Source organism: Aurantimonas manganoxydans SI85-9A1 (assembly GCF_000153465.1).
Taxonomy (GTDB): Bacteria; Pseudomonadota; Alphaproteobacteria; order Rhizobiales; family Rhizobiaceae; genus Aurantimonas; species Aurantimonas manganoxydans.
The window spans coordinates 3,949,725-3,966,953 of record NZ_CH672387.1; the positions used below are offsets into that span (position 1 = coordinate 3,949,725).

Here is a 17,229-nt window from a genome sequence, read left to right on the forward strand (position 1 = left end):
GCGAAGCGTGTCGCCGACACGGAAACTTGTTACGCAATGTTGCGGGCCGCGGTTCCTGCAACGCGCCGTTACAAGAATGGCCTCGCCTCCCGCGCGCAGCCCGGTCACACAAAGGGCGAGAGCCATCATTCGAGAGCCCCGCATGAGCCAGCCCCACATCCTCGTCGTTGACGACGACCCCGAGATCGGACGCCTGCTCGGCAAGTATCTGGAGAGCCAGGGCTTCCGTTGCACCATCGCCGCCAGCCGGCGGGCCTGCGAACAGAAGATCGCCGACGCCCGCATCGACCTCGTCGTGCTCGACGTGATGCTGCCGGACGGCTCGGGTCTCGACATCTGCCGCGACCTCAAAGACCGGCGGCCGGAGATCGCCATTATCCTCCTGACCGCGCTGAAGGAAGACGTCGACCGGATCATCGGGCTGGAGATCGGCGCCGACGACTATTTGGGCAAGCCGTTCAATCCGCGCGAACTGGCCGCGCGCATCCGCGCCGTTCTGCGCCGTGTCAATGGCGGCGGGGACGCCGCCCAGGGCGAGGCGGCACCGACGCGCTTCACCTTCGAAGGCTTCACCGTCGATCCCGAGCGGCGCCTCGCCACCGATCCCGACGGCGCCGAAGTGGTCCTGACCGGCGCCGAGTTCGATCTCCTGATGATCTTTCTGGAGCGACCGGGCCGTGTCCTGTCCCGCGACATCCTGATGGATCTCCTGCACGGGCGCACCGCCGACCCCTTCGACCGTTCTGTCGACGTGACGATGAGCCGTCTGCGGCGCAAGTTCAACGATGGCGGCGTGTTCCGGCTGTTCAAGACGGTGCGCAATGGCGGCTACCAGTTCGCCGCCCGGGTGGAGCGGAGCGAAGCCGCCACGGGCACCGGGGACGGCCAGCCATGAGATCGCTGCGCTCGCGCCTGGCGCTGCTCCTGATCCTCGCCATCGTCGGGGTCGTGGCGGTCGCCTCGCTGGTCTCCATCGTCGTCCTGGAGCGCCCGGATCGCGACAGCTTTCGGGAGGTCTTCGCCGAGGAGGTGCGGATCGTCGCCGCGCTGCTGGTCGAGGACCCGGCGGCCGCCGACAGGCTCGGCATCGAGGTCGGTCCGGAACCGGTGCGCCAGGACGACATGCAGGTGCGCGACGCCCGCGGCATCGCCAGCGCAGTGGCGGCCAAGGGGTTGTCGATCCCAGTGCGTGTCGTCGGCGATCCGGCCGCGCGCACCCGGCAACTGGCGCTGGAATTTGCGCCGGGCCGCTGGGCCTATCTGCCCTATACCGGGTTTCCGCCCCGCAACTGGCCGATCTTCGTCTTCTACATGACGCTGGTCGTCGTCGGCGCCGCCGCCGTCTCGATCTTCGTCGCCACCAAGATGACCCGCCCGTTGCGCATTCTCGACCAGGCGGTCTCCACCGTCGGCCGCGACGGCCTGCCCGCCCATATTCCCGAGGACGGGCCGGCCGAAGTGCGGGCTACTGCCGCTGCGTTGAACCGCCTGACCACGCGGGTGCGCGAGGCGGTGGAGAGCCGGATGCGCCTCGTCGCGGCCGCCGGCCACGATCTGCGCACGCCGATGACGCGGATGCGGCTGCGCGCCGAGTTCCTGCCCGACGAGGACCGGGAGGTGTGGCTGAAGGACCTGGCCGAGCTCGACCGCATCGCCGACAGCGCGATCCGGCTGGTGCGCGAGGAAGTGGATGCAGGTTCGCTCGAAGAAGTGCGGCTCGACCGGCTGCTGACCGAGATCATTGCCGAGCTGCGCGAGATCGGAAGGCCGGTTGAGCCGCCCCGTCTCGACGGGCCGGCGCTGTCGATCCGGGCCCGGCCGCTGGCGGTCAAGCGGGCGCTGCGCAACCTCGTCGACAATGCCGCCGTGCATGGCGGCGGGGCGCGGGTGGCGCTGGTCCGCGACGGGCAGGACGCCGTGGTGAGCCTCGCCGACGACGGGCCGGGCATTCCCGAAGACCTGATCGGGCGTGCCTTCGAGCCGTTCTTCCGGGTCGATCTCGGCCGCCGCCAGTTCAAGCCCGGCGCCGGTCTCGGCATGGCCATCGCCAAGGAGATCATCGACCAGACCGGCGGCTCGATCGTGGTTGCCAACCGCGCAGGCGGCGGGCTCGACCAGACCATCCGCCTGCCGCTGGCGGACTGACGCCTACGGCATGGCGGGTCTCGCCTAAGCCTCGGACGATGCCTTGTCGTCCGGACCGGCCGCCTTGCGGCGCTGCGGCCGCGAGGCCAGCATCTCGTCCAGCGTGACCGGCCGGAAGTCCCAGGCGTCGACGCCGACATCGAACTGACGGGTCATCTTCTTCAGCCGTCCGTGGGAGTGGCCATGCAGGTCGATGGCGCCCTTGCCCATGCCGTTCCAGGTCCGGAAGGCGTAGTGGCACAGGACGACGCGGCGGTCGTCGATGGTGAGTTCGCGATAGGCCTGGACGGTTTGCCAGCCGGGCGCGGCGATCGTGTCGGCATCGTCGTTGTTGCCGGTGACGAGCTGCTTGCGACCGTTGAGGCGGGACAGGAGCGAGGCCTTGGCGGCGGCATCGCCGCGCGCAAAATCGCCGAGATGCCAGACAATGTCGTCCGGCCCCACGACGGCGTTCCAGCGATCGATCAGCGCGGCATCATGGTCGGCAAGATCGGCAAAGGGGCGCCGGTCGATCCGCAGGACGCGTGGATCGTTGAAATGCGTGTCGGCCGTGAAGAACATCGATCGGTCTCGTTGCCGTGCCGGGCCTCAGGAAGGTCCGGCACGATCGTGTGTCTGCCACCCGCGGCGGGCATCCGGGCGATCGCTTCGGCCAGGCCGGTGCAGCGATCGAGCCCGTCTGCGGGCAGGTCGATCAGCGGGCGTTTCGGCGCCTGCCGGAAACCGTCTTGCGACGGGGCCGACGGGGAGCGGACGAAACGGTCCTGCTGGCCGAATTATGCGGGCTGAATGTTGACCGCCTTGGGGCCCTTGCCGCGCGGATCGGGTTCCGTGTCGAAGGAAACCTTCTGATTCTCCGTGAGGGAAGTCATGCCGGAGCGCTCGACGGACGAGATGTGCACGAACACATCGCTTCCGCCCGCATCCGGACTAATGAAGCCGAAGCCCTTGTCCATGTTGAAGAACTTCACCGTACCAGTCTGAGCCATTTTACTACCTGTTTTTCCAGTCGGCGCCGGACGTACCGCCCGCGCGCTGGCACAGAATGGTGGGCAATGACGCGCGATGCAAGCGGGGGCTGTCCCGGAATGACGATATTCCGCTCCGGCAGTGCACAGTGCACGCACCATCAGGACGGCGATTGGCGCGCAAAAACTGCCGACGGGGGCCGCCCGGAGAGCACCGTCAGGCGCCGTTTCGGTTGAGCCGCGGCCCTGCCTGTGCAATAGGGAGCGCGGCTGGGCGGAAATGCCGCCACTCGCGCGCGTGCTCGTTGCCGCCGCCACTGCCGATACCCAAGGATTACCAGATGCCGTTTCGCACGACGAGCACGCCACTCGCTCACGCGCTCGCAGAGCGCGGTTACGTCGACCCGACCCCGGTCCAGGACGCCGTCCTCGAGCCGCAGGCGGCCGACCGCGACCTCCTCGTCTCCGCCCAGACCGGTTCGGGCAAGACCATCGCCTACGGGCTCGCCCTCGCCCCCACGCTGCTCGGCGAGGCCGAGCGCTTCGGCCCGGCCGGCGCGCCGATGGCGCTGATCGTCGCGCCGACGCGCGAACTCGCCATGCAGGTGACGACCGAGCTCGCCTGGCTCTACGCCCAGACCGGCGCCGAAATGGTGACCTGTGTCGGCGGCATGGATCCGCGCGCCGAAAAGCGCAAGCTGGCCCAGGGCGCCCATATTGTCGTCGGCACGCCCGGCCGCCTGCGCGATCATCTGGAACGCGGCGCCCTGCAGATCGGCGGCCTGAAGGCGCTGGTGCTCGACGAAGCCGACGAGATGCTCAATCTCGGCTTCCGCGAGGATCTGGAGTTCCTGCTGGAAGCCACCCCGCGCGAGCGCCGCACGCTGCTGTTCTCGGCGACGCTGCCGAAGCTGATCTCGTCCATGGCCAAGCGCTACCAGCGCGACGCGCTGCGCATCGAGGCGACGCGCAGCAGCGCCGCCCATGCCGACATCGAATACAAGGCGATCCGGATCGCGCCGAACGAGCTGGAACACGCCGTCGTCAACGTCCTGCGCTTCAATGATGCGCCGAGCGCGATCGTGTTCTGCAACACCCGCGAGGCGGTGCGGCATCTGTCGTCCGGTCTTCTGGAGCGCGGCTTTTCGGCGGTGACGTTGTCGGGCGAGCTTGGCCAGGCCGAGCGCAACCAGGCCATGCAGGCGCTGCGCGACGGCCGCGCCCGGGTGTGTGTGGCCACCGACGTTGCCGCGCGCGGCATCGACCTGCCGGGGCTCGCCCTCGTCATTCATGCCGATCTGCCGAGCGACGCCGAAACGCTGCAGCACCGCAGCGGCCGCACCGGCCGCGCCGGGCGCAAGGGCATCTCGGTGCTGCTGGTGCCGATCTCGCGCCGGCGCAAGGCGGAGCGACTTCTGGCCGAAGCACGGATCCGGGCGGAATGGGGCGGCACGCCCTCGGCCGACGCGATCCGCAAGCTCGACGAGGACCGGCTCCTGACCGATCCGGTGCTGGCGCAGGAGCCCGGCGAGGACGATCTCGCCGCCGCCCGCAGCCTCCTGGAGAAGCATTCGCCGGAAACCATCGCCGCGGCGCTGGCACGGCTCTATCGCTCGCGCCTGCCGGCGCCCGAGGACGTCTTCGATCCCGGCTTCGGCCCCGACCCGAAGGCCGGCAAGGATTTCGCCGGCAAGGAACGCACGCCGCGCAAGGAGCGCGATCAGGCCAGCGGCCCGATGGTGTGGTTCCATATGGATGTCGGCCGGCGCAACAATGCCGATCCGAAGTGGATCCTGCCGCTGCTGTGCCGTCGCGGCAAGATCACCCGGCAGGAGATCGGCATGATCAAGATCTTCGATCGCGAGACGAAGTTCGAGATCTCCGAGAGCGTCGCCAAGCGTTTTGCCGACGCCGCCGAAGTCAGCGACGGCGACGACATCACGATCTCCCCGACGGGCGCACCGGGCGGGGGCGATTCCGACCGCAAGGGCGGCTTCGGCAAGCCGGGCGGCAAGAAGCCGTTCAACCGCAAGGGCGGCACCGGTCCCGGCAGCGCCAAGCCGCGCCGCCCGCGCCCCAAGCCGAAGGGCTGATCCAGCCAATGACGACCGGGCGCCCAGCGCCCGGTTCGTCACTCCTCGAGGACCTTTTGAGCGAGGCGTTGCGCCTTTCTGCTCAATAGGCCTCTTCGAGCAGTTTCATGAAATCGGCCGCGACGGCCGGCCGCGGATTGGTGGCCGTCGAATGGTCGCGCTCGGCCCCCTCGGCGACGAGGCCGAAGCAGTCGCGCGGCACGTTCATTTCCGACAGGGTCGTCGGCATGGCGAGATCGCGGTTGAGCGCGGTGATCGCCGCGGCCAGATCGGCACCCGCCTCCAGCCCCATCGCACCGGCCAGCGCCCGGTATTTCTCCTCGGCGGACGGCGCGTTGTAGCGCAGCACCGCCGGCAGCAGGATGGCGTTGATCGTGCCGTGATGCAGGCGCACGCTCTTCAATCCGCCCAGCGGATGCGACAGCGAGTGGACCGCGCCGAGCCCCTTCTGGAAGGTCATGCCGCCCTGCAGCGCCGCCATCATCATTTCGCTGCGCGCGGTGATGTCGTCGCCCTTCTCCGTCGCCCGGCGGATCCAGCGCATGGCGCGGGCCAGCCCGTCCAGCGCGATCGCCTCGGCCGGCGGATTGTAGCGCGGCGACAAATAGGTCTCGATGCAGTGGGTGACGGCGTCCATGCCGGTCGCGGCAGTCAGTGCCGCGGGCAGGCCGACGGTCAGCTCCGGGTCGCAGATCGCCACGCTCGGGATCATGTGCGGTGAGATGAAGCCGAGCTTGCGGCCGTCGTCGAGCGTGACGAGCGCGGCGCGCCCGACCTCGCTGCCGGTGCCCGCCGTCGTCGGAATGGCGATCAGCGGCGGCTTGTTCGCGGTGATCTTCGGGATGCCGCCGAGGATCGCGGCGTATTGCTCCAGCGGCCCGGCATGGGTGGCCAGCAGCGACACCGCCTTGGCCAGGTCGATGGGCGAGCCGCCGCCGATCGCCACGAGGCTGTCGCAGCCATGCTCGTGATAGAGCGCCAGCGCCGCGTTCACCGCCGCTTCGGTCGGGTTCTCGGGCGTGCCGTCGAAGACCACCGTGTCAGCGGGCAGACCGCCGGCCGACAGCACGCGCTCCACCAGCCCAGCAGCGACGATCCCCTTGTCGGCGACGATCATCGGCGTGCGCACGCCCAGGTCGCGCAATTCCGCGCCGAGCAGGCTGGCGGCGCCGACCTCGAACTGGATCTTCGTCAGATAGGTGATCAAGGCCATGCGTATCTCCCCAATGGCATGTCGTGGCGCCGGGCCATGCCTCCTCCGGCCGGCCCCGCACCGGGACATGTCCTAATCCTTGCGGACGAATTTGGGAATGCCGCCGCGCCTGGCGCGGGCAAACGCAACGCGGTTCGGAGCTCGAAGCCTGAATCCTGCTGACGGCCGCCAACAAGCGCACGACGTGCGTCAGAACACAGTCATTACAGCCGCCAGCCCGAGTTTTTCCACTGTCATCGAAGCTTCATGCTTGTGTCACCGATCGGTTTTGAAGCACTCCTAGAGAAGCGGCTTGCAACGAGCTCGGCAACAGGGCCCGAGAGTCGCATCAAGGGTGAGGAAATCATGATGAACCGCAAGATTCTGGGCGCTGCCGTCGCCATGGGCGCGCTGGTCGCCGGCGCCGGTCAGGCCGTCGCCGTGACCGAGCTGCAGTGGTGGCACGCAATGTCGGGCGCCAACAACGAAGTCGTCGACACGCTCGCCAAGGAATTCAACGAGAGCCAGGACGCCTACAAGATCACCCCGGTCTTCAAGGGCACCTATCCTGAAACGCTGAACGCCGGCATCGCCGCCTTCCGCGCCAAGCAGCCGCCGGCGATCATCCAGGTCTTCGACGTGGGCACCGGCGTGATGATGGGCGCCGAGGGTGCGGTCATGCCGGTCGCCGACGTTCTGGAAGCCGGCGGCTATACGTTCGACAAGTCGAACTACCTGCCCGGCATCGTCGCCTATTACTCCAAGCCGGACGGCACGATGCTGTCCTTCCCGTACAATTCCTCGTCGCCGATCCTGTACTACAACAAGGACATCTTCGAGAAGGCCGGCCTCGACGTCGACAGCCCGCCGGAGACCTGGCAGGACGTGTTCGCCGCGGCCCGCACCATCAAGGAATCGGGCGCTGCCGAGTGCGGCTACACCTCGACCTGGCTGACCTGGATCCACCTCGAGAACTTCGCGGCGTGGAACAACGTGGCCTATGGCACCAACGAGAACGGCCTGGCCGGCACCGACGTCGAGCTGAAGCTCAACGAGCCGCTCTATGTCGAGCATTTCCAGGACATCGCCGATCTCGCCAAGGACGGCGTCTTCCGCTACGGCGGCCGCACCTCGGAAGCCAAGCAGCTCTTCCTGTCGGGCGAGTGCGCGATCCTGACGGAATCCTCCGGCGGTCTCGGCGACATCGTCAAGTCGGGCATGAACTACGGCATCGGCCAGCTTCCCTATGACGCCAATGCCGAGGGCGCGCCGCAGAACACCATCCCGGGCGGCGCCAGCCTCTGGGTCTTCGGCGGCAAGTCCGACGAGGAGTACAAGGGCATCGCGGAGTTCTTCAACTTCCTGTCCCAGACCGAGATCCAGTCGCGCCTGCACCAAGTGTCGGGTTACCTGCCGGTGACCATGGACGCCTACAAGGCGACCAAGGATTCGGGCTTCTACGAGAAGAACCCGGGCCGCGAGACCCCGATTCTGCAGATGATGGGCAAGGAGCCGACCGAGAACTCCAAGGGTGTGCGCCTGCCCAACCTGCCGCAGCTTCGCGACATCGAGAACGAGCAGTTCGAGTTGATGCTGTCGGGCCAGCAGGACGCGAAGGCCGCCCTCGACAAGATCGTCGAACTCGGCAACGAGGCGATCGCCGAAGCGCAGTAAGCGCCGTCGTCCCCGACGCCGGGTGGCCTGGCCGCCCGGCGTCGTTCTGCCTGTCGCCCTTTTCCCGTCGCCACGCGCCACGCGCGGCGGCCCAGTCCCAGAGACGCCGTGTCGAAAGCCGTCTTTCCCAACAAATGGCTGCCCTACCTGCTGCTCGCGCCGCAGGTGGCGATCACGCTGGTGTTCTTCTACTGGCCGGCCAGCCAGGCGCTCTACCAGTCGGTGCTGCGCCAGGACCCGTTCGGGCTGAAGACGACATTCGTCGGCCTCGCCAATTTCCGCTCGGTGCTGAGCGATCCCGGCTATCTCAATGCGGTGAAGGTCACGGCGATCTTCTCCTTCTCCACCGCGATCCTCGCCATGGCGCTGGCACTGCTGCTGGCGTCGGCGGCTGAGAAGGTGGTGCGCGGCAAGGGCTTCTATCGCACCCTGCTGATCTGGCCCTATGCCGTGGCGCCGGCCGTCGCCGGCATGCTGTGGCTGTTCATGTTCAACCCCGCCATGGGCACCTTCGCCTACATGCTGCGCCGCTCCGGCTACAACTGGGACCCGCTCTTGAACGGTGACCAGGCGATGCTGCTGGTGGTGGTGGCGGCCGCCTGGAAGCAGATCAGCTACAATTTCCTGTTCTTCGTCGCCGCGCTGCAGTCGATCCCGAAATCCCTGACCGAGGCCGCCGCGATCGACGGCGCCGGCTCGACCAAGCGGTTCTGGACCATCGTCTTCCCGCTGATCGCGCCGACGACCTTCTTCCTGCTCGTCGTCAACACGGTCTACGCCTTCTTCGACACCTTCGGCATCATCGACGCGGTCACCGCCGGCGGTCCGGCGCGGGCCACCGAGACGCTGGTCTACAAGGTCTATATCGACGGCTTCGTGAATCTCGACCTCGGCAGCTCGGCGGCCCAGTCGGTGATCCTGATGGCGATCGTCATCGCCCTGACGGCGGTGCAGTTCCGCTACGTGGAACGGCGGGTGCACTATGGCTGATCCCCGGAATCACCGCCCATGATCGAGCGCAGCCCCATCGGCCGGCCGGTCGCCCACGTGCTTCTCGTGCTGGGCCTGGCGATCGTCGCCTTCCCGATCTACTACACCTTCGTCGCCTCGACGCAGACGCTGCAGACCATCCTGCGGCCGCCGCTGCCGCTGGTGCCGGGCGACCAGTTCCTCGACAATTACGGCGAGGCGCTGTTCGGCGGCGTCGACCGGATCGGCGGCGTCAGCGTCTGGACCCTGCTGTTCAACACCTCGGTGATGGCGCTCGGCATCGCCGTCGGCAAGATCGTCATCTCGATCCTGTCGGCCTTCGCGATCGTGTTCTTCCGCTTCCCGCTGCGCATGACCTTCTTCTGGCTGATCTTCATTACGCTGATGCTGCCGGTCGAGGTGCGCATCCTGCCGACCTACAAGGTGATGGTCGATCTCGGCATGATCGACACCTATGCCGGACTGATCCTGCCGCTGATCGCTTCGGCGACCGCGACGCTCCTGTTCCGGCAGTTCTTCATGACCATCCCGTCCGAACTGGTGGAGGCGGCGCGGGTCGACGCGGCCGGCCCGATGCGCTTCTTCCGCGATATCCTGCTGCCGCTCTCCAAGACCAATATCGCGGCCCTGTTCGTGATCCTCTTCATCTATGGCTGGACGCAGTATCTGTGGCCGCTGCTCGTCACCAACGACAACCAGATGAACACGATCGTCATCGCCCTGAAGAAGATGGTGTCCTTCGCCGACGCCGATACGCCCTGGCATCTGGTCATGGTGACGGCGATCCTGGCGATCGCGCCCCCCGTCCTGGTCGTCGTCCTGATGCAGCGCTGGTTCGTGCGCGGCCTCGTCGAAGCGGAGAAGTAAACTTGGCAGGCATCGAACTGAGGGACGTGCGCAAGGTCTATGCCGGCAATGTGGAGGCTGTGAAGGGCGTCTCGCTGGACATTCCCGATGGCGAGTTCGTCGTCCTCGTCGGCCCGTCCGGCTGCGGAAAGTCGACGCTCTTGCGCATGGTGGCCGGGCTGGAGGCGATCTCCTCCGGCACGATCACCATCGGCGACCGGGTGGTCAACGATCTGGAGCCGGCCCAGCGCGACATCGCCATGGTGTTCCAGAACTACGCGCTCTATCCGCATATGAGCGTACGCCAGAACCTCGAATACGGCCTGAAGAACCGCAAGATGGCGAAGGACGAGATCGCCCGGCGCGTCGAGGAGGCCTCGAAGGTGCTGGAGATCGCCCCGCTCCTGTCGCGCAAGCCCGGCCAGCTCTCCGGCGGCCAGCGCCAGCGCGTCGCCATGGGCCGCGCCATCGTGCGCGAGCCGGCCGCCTTCCTGTTCGACGAGCCGCTGTCCAATCTCGACGCCAAGCTGCGGGTCCAGATGCGCGCGGAGATCCGGCGGCTGCAGCGCCAGTTCGCCACCACCAGCCTCTACGTGACCCACGACCAGCTCGAGGCGATGACCCTGGCCGACCGGCTCGTCGTGCTGAACGCCGGCCGTATCGAGCAGGCCGGCTCGCCCATGGAGATCTACGAGCGTCCGGCAAGCCTGTTCGTCGCCACCTTCATCGGCTCGCCGGCGATGAACCTCGTGCCGCTCGGCAACGGCCACGCGGGCGTTGCCGGCATCAGCGGTCTCGACGGCGTCGGCGCAACCTCTTCCGGCGTGACCCTCGGCATCCGCCCCGAGCACATGCGGCTTCTTGCCGACGCACCGGCCGCGCCGGGCGAGTTCGTCTGCGACCTCACCGTCACCGGCGTCGAGGTGGTTGGCGCCGAGAGCTACGTCTATGGCGCGTTGCCGGGCAAGGGTCCGGAGATCGCCGTGCGGGTGGCCGGCTACAGCCATCTGGAGCCAGGCACGAAGGTCCGCGCTGCCGCACCGAACGCAGCCCTGCACCGCTTCGACGCTTCGAGCGGCCTGCGCATCGACTGAGTCCCGCCGTCAGCGAGCCGCCAACCGCGAGGCTCATACCCGCGCTGTCGACATGGCTGGCCATGCGCCGACGCCGGTACGCAGCCGCTTGCGGGCGCCCTGTGAAAAGCTTATTGTGGGCCCACAGACGCTAGCGGGAGAGACCGGCCGCAAGGCCGGCGCCGAAGGAGCAACCGCCCCGGAAACTCTCAGGCAAAAGGACCGCCTGCGTCTCTGCAAATTCCGAAGAGCGACGGCCATTCATCGGGCGTCCGCCGAAGGAGAAAGTGGCCGCCGGAAATTCCTCCGCGGCCGCGAAGCTCTCAGGCTCATGACGGGAGGGGCATGAACGACGCCCCCGCTGCGGCGGGGCGAAAGGATCGTCATGACCTCCATCGCCGTCATCGGCGCCGGCATCACCGGCGTCACCACTGCCTATCAGCTCGTCCAGCGTGGCTTCGACGTGACCGTCTTCGACCGTCATGCCCATGCCGCCATGGAAACCTCCTTCGCCAATGGCGGCCAGCTTTCGGCCTCCAACGCCGAGGTCTGGAACCAGCCGAGCACCTTCCTCAAGGGCCTGAAGTGGATGCTGCGCAAGGATGCGCCGCTGCTCGTCCATCCCTCGCCCTCCTGGCACAAGCTGTCCTGGATGATGGAATTCGTCCTCGCCGCGCGCAGCTACGAGGCCAACACCATCGCCACCACCCGGCTGGCGATCGCGGCGCGCCGGCATCTGCTGGACGCGGCCGAACGCGAGGGCTTTGACTTCGATGCCGAGAAGCGCGGCATCCTGCACGTCTATGAAAGCCGCGCGGAGATGGCCCATGCGGCCGGTGTGAACCGGCTTCTGGCCGAGGGTGGCCTGCGCCGCGACGCGGTGACGCCAGCCGAGATCGCCGCCATCGAGCCGACCATCCGCGGGGATTTCGTCGGCGGCTTCTTCACCGAATCCGACTTCACCGGCGACATCCACAAATACACCCGCCACCTCGCCGAGGCCTGCCGGCGCAAGGGCGCGACCTTCGCCTTCGATGCCGACGTGCGCAAGCTCGCCTCGCGCGGCGCCGACGGCGTCGACGTGACCTGGAAGGACGGCCGCCGGCCACAGGACGCGCCGCGCCAGCAGCGCTTCGACGGCATCGTCGTCTGCGCCGGTGTCGCCAGCCGCGCCTTTGCCCGCCAGCTCGGCGACCGGGTCAACATCTACCCGGTGAAGGGCTATTCGGTGACGGTGAACCTGACCGACGAGGCCAGCCGGGCCGGCGCGCCGTGGGTGAGCCTCCTCGACGACCACGCCAAGGTCGTCACCAGCCGCCTCGGCGCCGACCGGCTGCGCATCGCCGGCACCGCGGAATTCGCCGGCGAGAACCGCGACATCAAGGCGGCCCGCATCCGGCCGCTGGTCGAATGGTGCCGCACGCGCTTCCCGGAGATCGCGACGGATTCGGTCGTGCCCTGGGCGGGCCTGCGCCCGATGATGCCGAACATGATGCCGCGGGTCGGCGCCGGCCGGGCTGCCGGGGTGTTCTACAACACCGGCCACGGCCATCTCGGCTGGACCCTGTCGGCGGTGACGGCGGACATGATCGCCGGCGAGGTCGAGGCTCGCTATGCGCGCCCGCGTGCCGCCGGTTTCCGGCAGATGCTGGCCGACACGGACCTGCCCGCCGCCGCCTGACGTTGCGGCTTCGGCATCCATCGACCCCTACATATATCGGCCGTCCCTCGCCTGAGGGGCGGCCGTTGTTTTCTCCCCGCCCGCCGTGATCCGGCGACACTGGTCGCGGTGACAGGACGGGAGGGAGCGATGAGGGTGGATCAGGCGGTTCTTGGCGCAGCGCGCCATGTATCGAAGGCGAGCGGCATCGACGCGGCGGTGCTGGTCGCCGTCGCGCTGGTGGAAACCAACGCGGTGGCGTTCGCGCGTATCGGCGATCGCCGCGAACCGCTGATCCGCTTCGAGGGCCATTATTTCGACCGGCTGCTGTCGGAGCCGGCGCGGCAGCGCGCCCGGGCGGCGGGGCTGGCCGATCCGCGGGCCGGGCGTATCCGCAATCCCGCCTCCCAGAGCGCCCGCTGGAAGCTCTTCGACGCGGCGGCGGCGATCGATGCGGCGGCCGCCGCCGCGTCCGTCTCCTGGGGCCTTTGCCAGGTGATGGGCTCGCACTGGAAGGCGCTCGGCTATCGCGATGCCGCCGATCTCGCGGCGGTGGCGCGCGCCTCGGCCGAAGGACAGTTCGAGATCGCGGCGCGGTTTCTCGCCGCCGGACGGCTCGCGGACCGCCTGGTCACTGGCGACGTCGCCGGCTTTGCCCGCCGCTACAACGGCCCGGCCTATCGCCGCAATCGCTATGACGAGAAGATCGCCGCCGCCCTGCACAAGGCGAGAAGCCTCCTGGGTACGGACCCGGCGACCGGCGAATTACGCCGTGGTGCGCGCGGCGACCATGTCCGCCGGCTGCAGGGCTCCCTTGTCGCCCATGGCCACCGCCTCGTCGTGGACGGCATCTTCGGTCCCGGCACCGAGGCCGCGCTGACGAGTTTCCAGGCGGCCCACGGCCTGCCGGTCTCGGCGGCGGCGGACGCCGCGACCATGGCGCGGCTGGGTGTTTCGGCAAAGCCCTGCGCCAAGGCCGGCTAGCCGGCGGAGCCGCGATCCGCGGCCGGCGGCACTTCTCCGGGCGCATGCGGTCGGGGAGAAACCGGTCGACTTTCGTATCGATCCTGTGGCCGCAGGCGTTCCGGATGCTATGTACTGCAACCGAGATGGTACAAGAATCCGCATTCCCCCCCGCCCTCGACACGACCCGTCACGCCGTCTTTCTGGACTTCGACGGGACGCTGGTCGAGCTCGTCGACGATCCGCAGGCCGTGGCGATAGAGCCCGCTGCTCAACGGGAGCTGGCCGGTCTTGCCCGGAAGCTGGACGGCGCGCTCGCCGTCGTCAGCGGCCGCCGCATCGCCGATCTCGACCGCTTCCTGTCGCCCGACCGCTTTGCCGCGGCCGGCGTCCACGGGCTGGAGCGCCGGCGCAGCCCCGACGGCGCGGTGGAGATGCTGGCCGGCCCAGAGACCCTCGACCCGGTGCGCGACCGCATCGCCAGCGCGATCGAGTCCGCCCGGCGCCTGCATCTGGAGGACAAGGACACCGCCCTCGTCCTGCATTACCGCACGGCCCCGGACCTGCAGGATCTGGCCGAGCGCATCATGGCGCAGGCGACCGAAGGCCGCGACGATCTCGTCGTCATGCATGGCGACTGCATCGTCGAGGTGCATCCCGCCGGCATGGACAAGGGCAAGGCCGTCGCCGCGATGATGGAGGATGCGCCCTTTGCCGGCCGCATTCCCGTCTATGTCGGCGACGACACGACGGACGAATTCGCGTTGCGCCACGTGCGCAACCAGGGCGGCGTCTCCATCAAGGTGGGCGGCGCCGAGAAGACCAGCGTGGCGGAGTTCCGGCTGCCGGACATCGCCGCCGTTCACGCCTGGATCGCCGCGGCCTCCTGAGGGAGCGCCTCAGGCTGGACCATACGGCAATCACGACGACGAAGCCGAAGCCGGCTTTGCAACAGGAGACGGGAGACGATGGCGGACGGGCAGCGGCGACTGGTGGCGGTGTCGAACAGGGTCGGCCCCCTCAATGACGAGGGCAAGGCCGGCGGTCTGGCGGTCGGGCTGTCGGATGCGCTGAAGCGGCGCGGTGGCCTGTGGTTCGGCTGGAGCGGCGACACGTCGGAACAGGGGACCTTCAGCGAAGCCCAAACCGAGGTGCAGGACAGCGTGTCGATGACCACCATCGACATGAACCAGGAAGAGCTCGAGGGCTTCTATTTCGGCTACGCCAACCGCTCGCTCTGGCCGCTGCTGCACTACCGGCTCGACCTCGCCCAGTTCGACCGGCAGTCGGAGCGTGTCTACCGCTCGGTGAACCAGCGCTTCGCCGCCCGGCTGGCGCCGCTGCTGGACGACGACGACATCGTCTGGGTCCACGATTATCATTTCTTCTTCCTCGGCTCCGAACTGCGCCAGTGCGGCTTCGAAGGCCGCATCGGCTTCTTCCTGCACATCCCCTTCTGCCCGCCGGAAATCTTCACGGCGCTGCCGGCCAGCCACGACATCGTCCGGGCGATGCTCGCCTACGATCTCGTCGGCTTCCAGACCGACACCGACAGGCGCAATTTCCTCGCCTTCTGCATCCGCGAGCTGGGCGGCCAGAAGCTGTCGGACAACCGCATCCGGGTCGGCGACCGGGTGGTGACGGCACGGGTCTTCCCGATCGGCATCGACGCCCCCGGCTACGAACGGTTCGCCGTGTCGCCGGAAGCCGGCGAGCACGAGGAGATGCTGCGCGACATCGCCGGCGAGCGGCTGCAGATCGTCGGCGTCGACCGGATGGACTATTCCAAGGGTCTGGTGGAGCGCTTCCGCGGCTTCGAGCGGCTGCTGGAGGATTATCCGGAGAACCGTGGCAACGTGCAGTTCCTGCAGGTGGCGCCGCTGTCGCGGTCCGAGCTCGGCGCCTATGTCGAGCTGCGGCGCGAGCTGGAGGAACTGGCCGGCCACATCAACGGCCGCTTCGCCACCCTCGACTGGACGCCGATCCAGATCATGACCCGCGGCTTCACCCGGCGGGCGCTGGCCGGCATCTACCGCGCGGCAAGGGTCTGCCTGGTCACACCACTGCGCGACGGCATGAACCTCGTCGCCAAGGAATTCGTCGCCGCGCAGGACCCCGACGATCCGGGTGTCCTGGTGCTGTCGCGCTTTGCCGGGGCGCGGGCCGAACTGCCCGACGCGCTGATCGTCAATCCCTACTCCACCGACGATGTCGCAAGCGCCCTGCAGCGGGCCCTGACCATGCCCTTCGACGAGCGCAAGCGGCGCTGGGAGGGCATGCGCGAGGCGGTCTTTGCCGGCACGTCCGAAATCTGGTGCGACACCTTCATCGAGGCGCTGGAAAACGCCGATGCCAGCCTGCCGGAGGACGCGCCGCAGCCGTGATCGGCGAGCGCCGCGAATGATGACGGGTCAGACGGTGGCGGGCCGCATCCGGATCGCCACGGCCAGTGCCACCAGGCCGATCCCGAGCACGGCCGCCGAACCGGCCAGCGCCATGTCGTAATTGCCGTCGCCCGCGACGAGGAAGCCGGCGATCAGCGGACCGAGCATCTGGCCGAGGCCGAAGCCGGCCGTCAGGACGGCAAAGCCGCGACCGCCGAGACCGTGCCGCCCCAGCGGAATGGTCAGCAGGGTGATGGCCATGAAGGTGCCGCCGAAGAGCACCGCGGCGACGAGCGCGGCCGCGCCGGAGTCCGACGCGACCGGCAGCAAGACGCCGACGATCTGCGCCGCATAGGCCGCCATCAGCGCGGCGGAGAAGCCGAAGCGTTCGGCCATGCGCGACCAGAACAGGCAGCTCGGCAGGCCGGCCAGCCCGGCGATGATCCAGACCCAGTCGCCCATGCCTTCGAGACCCGGCCGCGACTTGACGATCGCCACGATGAAGGTGGCGAAGACGGAATAGCCGAGCCCTTCGCAGCTGTAGTTCAGCATCAGCGGCCAGAACGGCAACGGTCGCGGCACGCGGCGGCGTGGGTCGGGTGCCCGCAGGGTGGCGGGCAGGTCGCGCTCGCCGATCTCGATGAAGACGATGGGCGCAAGGATCGCCGTCAAGAGGCCGGCCGCCATCCACAGCCCGGCCGAATCGATGAAGGGCGCGGCGAAATGGACGAGCAGCCCCGATCCCGCGATGCCGATGCCGACCCCGCCGAACATCCAGCTCAGCCGGGCTTCGGCGCCGATCGCGGCGAGGGCTTCGGCGACCATGCCGGCTGCGGCGATCATGGCGAAGGCGCTGGCGAGGCCCGAGACGGTGCGCAGGACCAGCCAGAGCGCCAGATCGTCGGTCAGCCCCATGGCGAAGGTGGTGACGATGCTGGCGACGATGCCGACCCGGAAGGCGGCGAGCCGCGGGGCGCCCCGGCTGACGACGGTCGCCATCAGCGAGCCGACGAGATAGCCGGCAAAATTCGCCGCGGCAACGATGCCGGCGATGTCCGGCCCGAAGCCGTAGTCGCGCTGCATCAGAGGCAGGAGCGGCGTGTAGTAGAAGCGGCCGACGCCCATGACGATGGCCAGCGTCAGGAAACCGCCGAGGAGCATTCGATTGGTCGGGTGCATGGCACGCACTGGTCATCAGGGGTGAGCACGGCGCTCGGTCGGCCGCTTGTAGGCCATATGGC

Annotated in this window: 15 protein-coding genes and 1 riboswitch; of the genes, 11 read left to right on the top strand and 4 right to left on the bottom strand. The window is 68.4% G+C overall.

Translation table 11 applies throughout. From position 1 onward, the window contains the following. Window positions 1-142: 142 nt before the first annotated feature. The gene (locus SI859A1_RS18575) at window positions 143-895 is read left to right on the top strand and encodes a response regulator transcription factor (RefSeq protein ID WP_040326020.1); all 753 of its coding nucleotides are present in this window, start codon (window positions 143-145) and stop codon (window positions 893-895) included. Then, complete coding sequence (locus SI859A1_RS18580; RefSeq protein WP_009211214.1) at window positions 892-2,145, top strand: ATP-binding protein; 1,254 nt, start codon at window positions 892-894, stop codon at window positions 2,143-2,145. The genes SI859A1_RS18575 and SI859A1_RS18580 overlap by 4 nt, the downstream gene beginning before the upstream one ends. A gap of 24 nt (window positions 2,146-2,169) precedes the next feature. Here the strand turns inward: SI859A1_RS18580 and SI859A1_RS18585 are convergent, their stop codons facing one another. Both SI859A1_RS18585 and SI859A1_RS18590 read right to left on the bottom strand, forming a co-directional pair. Next, window positions 2,170-2,706 carry a metallophosphoesterase gene (locus tag SI859A1_RS18585; RefSeq protein ID WP_009211215.1) on the bottom strand — a complete coding sequence of 179 codons (537 nt, stop codon included), beginning with the start codon at window positions 2,704-2,706 and terminating at the stop codon, window positions 2,170-2,172. Window positions 2,707-2,921: 215 nt separating this feature from the next. Then, the gene (locus tag SI859A1_RS18590) at window positions 2,922-3,134 is read right to left on the bottom strand and encodes a cold-shock protein (RefSeq protein WP_009211216.1); all 213 of its coding nucleotides are present in this window, start codon (window positions 3,132-3,134) and stop codon (window positions 2,922-2,924) included. A 320-nt stretch (window positions 3,135-3,454) separates the two neighbouring features. Here SI859A1_RS18590 and SI859A1_RS18595 point away from each other — a divergent pair, with 320 nt between their 5' ends. Beyond that, window positions 3,455-5,206 carry a DEAD/DEAH box helicase gene (locus SI859A1_RS18595; RefSeq protein WP_009211217.1) on the top strand — a complete coding sequence of 584 codons (1,752 nt, stop codon included), beginning with the start codon at window positions 3,455-3,457 and terminating at the stop codon, window positions 5,204-5,206. Window positions 5,207-5,288: 82 nt separating this feature from the next. Here the strand turns inward: SI859A1_RS18595 and SI859A1_RS18600 are convergent, their stop codons facing one another. Further along, entirely contained in the window at window positions 5,289-6,419 is a 1,131-nt protein-coding gene (locus SI859A1_RS18600) for a 4-hydroxybutyrate dehydrogenase (RefSeq protein ID WP_009211218.1), read from the bottom strand. A 345-nt stretch (window positions 6,420-6,764) separates the two neighbouring features. Here SI859A1_RS18600 and ugpB point away from each other — a divergent pair, with 345 nt between their 5' ends. The 8 genes from ugpB to SI859A1_RS18640 all read left to right on the top strand — a co-directional run bounded on the left by ugpB (window position 6,765) and on the right by SI859A1_RS18640 (window position 15,988). Then, window positions 6,765-8,072: a sn-glycerol-3-phosphate ABC transporter substrate-binding protein UgpB gene (ugpB, locus tag SI859A1_RS18605; protein WP_009211219.1), complete on the top strand. Its 1,308-nt coding sequence runs from the start codon at window positions 6,765-6,767 to the stop codon at window positions 8,070-8,072. A gap of 108 nt (window positions 8,073-8,180) precedes the next feature. Then, window positions 8,181-9,062: a sn-glycerol-3-phosphate ABC transporter permease UgpA gene (gene ugpA, locus SI859A1_RS18610; RefSeq protein ID WP_009211220.1), complete on the top strand. Its 882-nt coding sequence runs from the start codon at window positions 8,181-8,183 to the stop codon at window positions 9,060-9,062. An 18-nt stretch (window positions 9,063-9,080) separates the two neighbouring features. Continuing rightward, a complete protein-coding gene (gene ugpE, locus SI859A1_RS18615; RefSeq protein WP_009211221.1) occupies window positions 9,081-9,929 on the top strand; it encodes a sn-glycerol-3-phosphate ABC transporter permease UgpE in 849 nt (282 codons plus the stop codon). Window positions 9,930-9,931: 2 nt separating this feature from the next. Further along, window positions 9,932-11,002, top strand: a complete 1,071-nt coding sequence (locus SI859A1_RS18620) for a sn-glycerol-3-phosphate import ATP-binding protein UgpC (RefSeq protein WP_009211222.1) — start codon at window positions 9,932-9,934, stop codon at window positions 11,000-11,002. Window positions 11,003-11,126: 124 nt separating this feature from the next. Then, window positions 11,127-11,216, top strand: a riboswitch (glycine riboswitch). 150 nt (window positions 11,217-11,366) lie between these two features. After that, window positions 11,367-12,662, top strand: a complete 1,296-nt coding sequence (locus SI859A1_RS18625) for a D-amino acid dehydrogenase (protein WP_009211223.1) — start codon at window positions 11,367-11,369, stop codon at window positions 12,660-12,662. 129 nt (window positions 12,663-12,791) lie between these two features. Continuing rightward, the gene (locus SI859A1_RS18630) at window positions 12,792-13,625 is read left to right on the top strand and encodes an N-acetylmuramidase domain-containing protein (RefSeq protein WP_040326021.1); all 834 of its coding nucleotides are present in this window, start codon (window positions 12,792-12,794) and stop codon (window positions 13,623-13,625) included. A gap of 104 nt (window positions 13,626-13,729) precedes the next feature. Beyond that, window positions 13,730-14,494, top strand: a complete 765-nt coding sequence (gene otsB / locus SI859A1_RS18635; protein ID WP_009211225.1) for a trehalose-phosphatase — start codon at window positions 13,730-13,732, stop codon at window positions 14,492-14,494. 78 nt (window positions 14,495-14,572) lie between these two features. Further along, window positions 14,573-15,988, top strand: a complete 1,416-nt coding sequence (locus tag SI859A1_RS18640) for an alpha,alpha-trehalose-phosphate synthase (UDP-forming) (RefSeq protein ID WP_009211226.1) — start codon at window positions 14,573-14,575, stop codon at window positions 15,986-15,988. 27 nt (window positions 15,989-16,015) lie between these two features. Here SI859A1_RS18640 and SI859A1_RS18645 read toward each other — a convergent pair whose 3' ends face one another. Next, window positions 16,016-17,149 carry a YbfB/YjiJ family MFS transporter gene (locus tag SI859A1_RS18645; RefSeq protein ID WP_050767595.1) on the bottom strand — a complete coding sequence of 378 codons (1,134 nt, stop codon included), beginning with the start codon at window positions 17,147-17,149 and terminating at the stop codon, window positions 16,016-16,018. Window positions 17,150-17,229 lie beyond the last annotated feature (80 nt).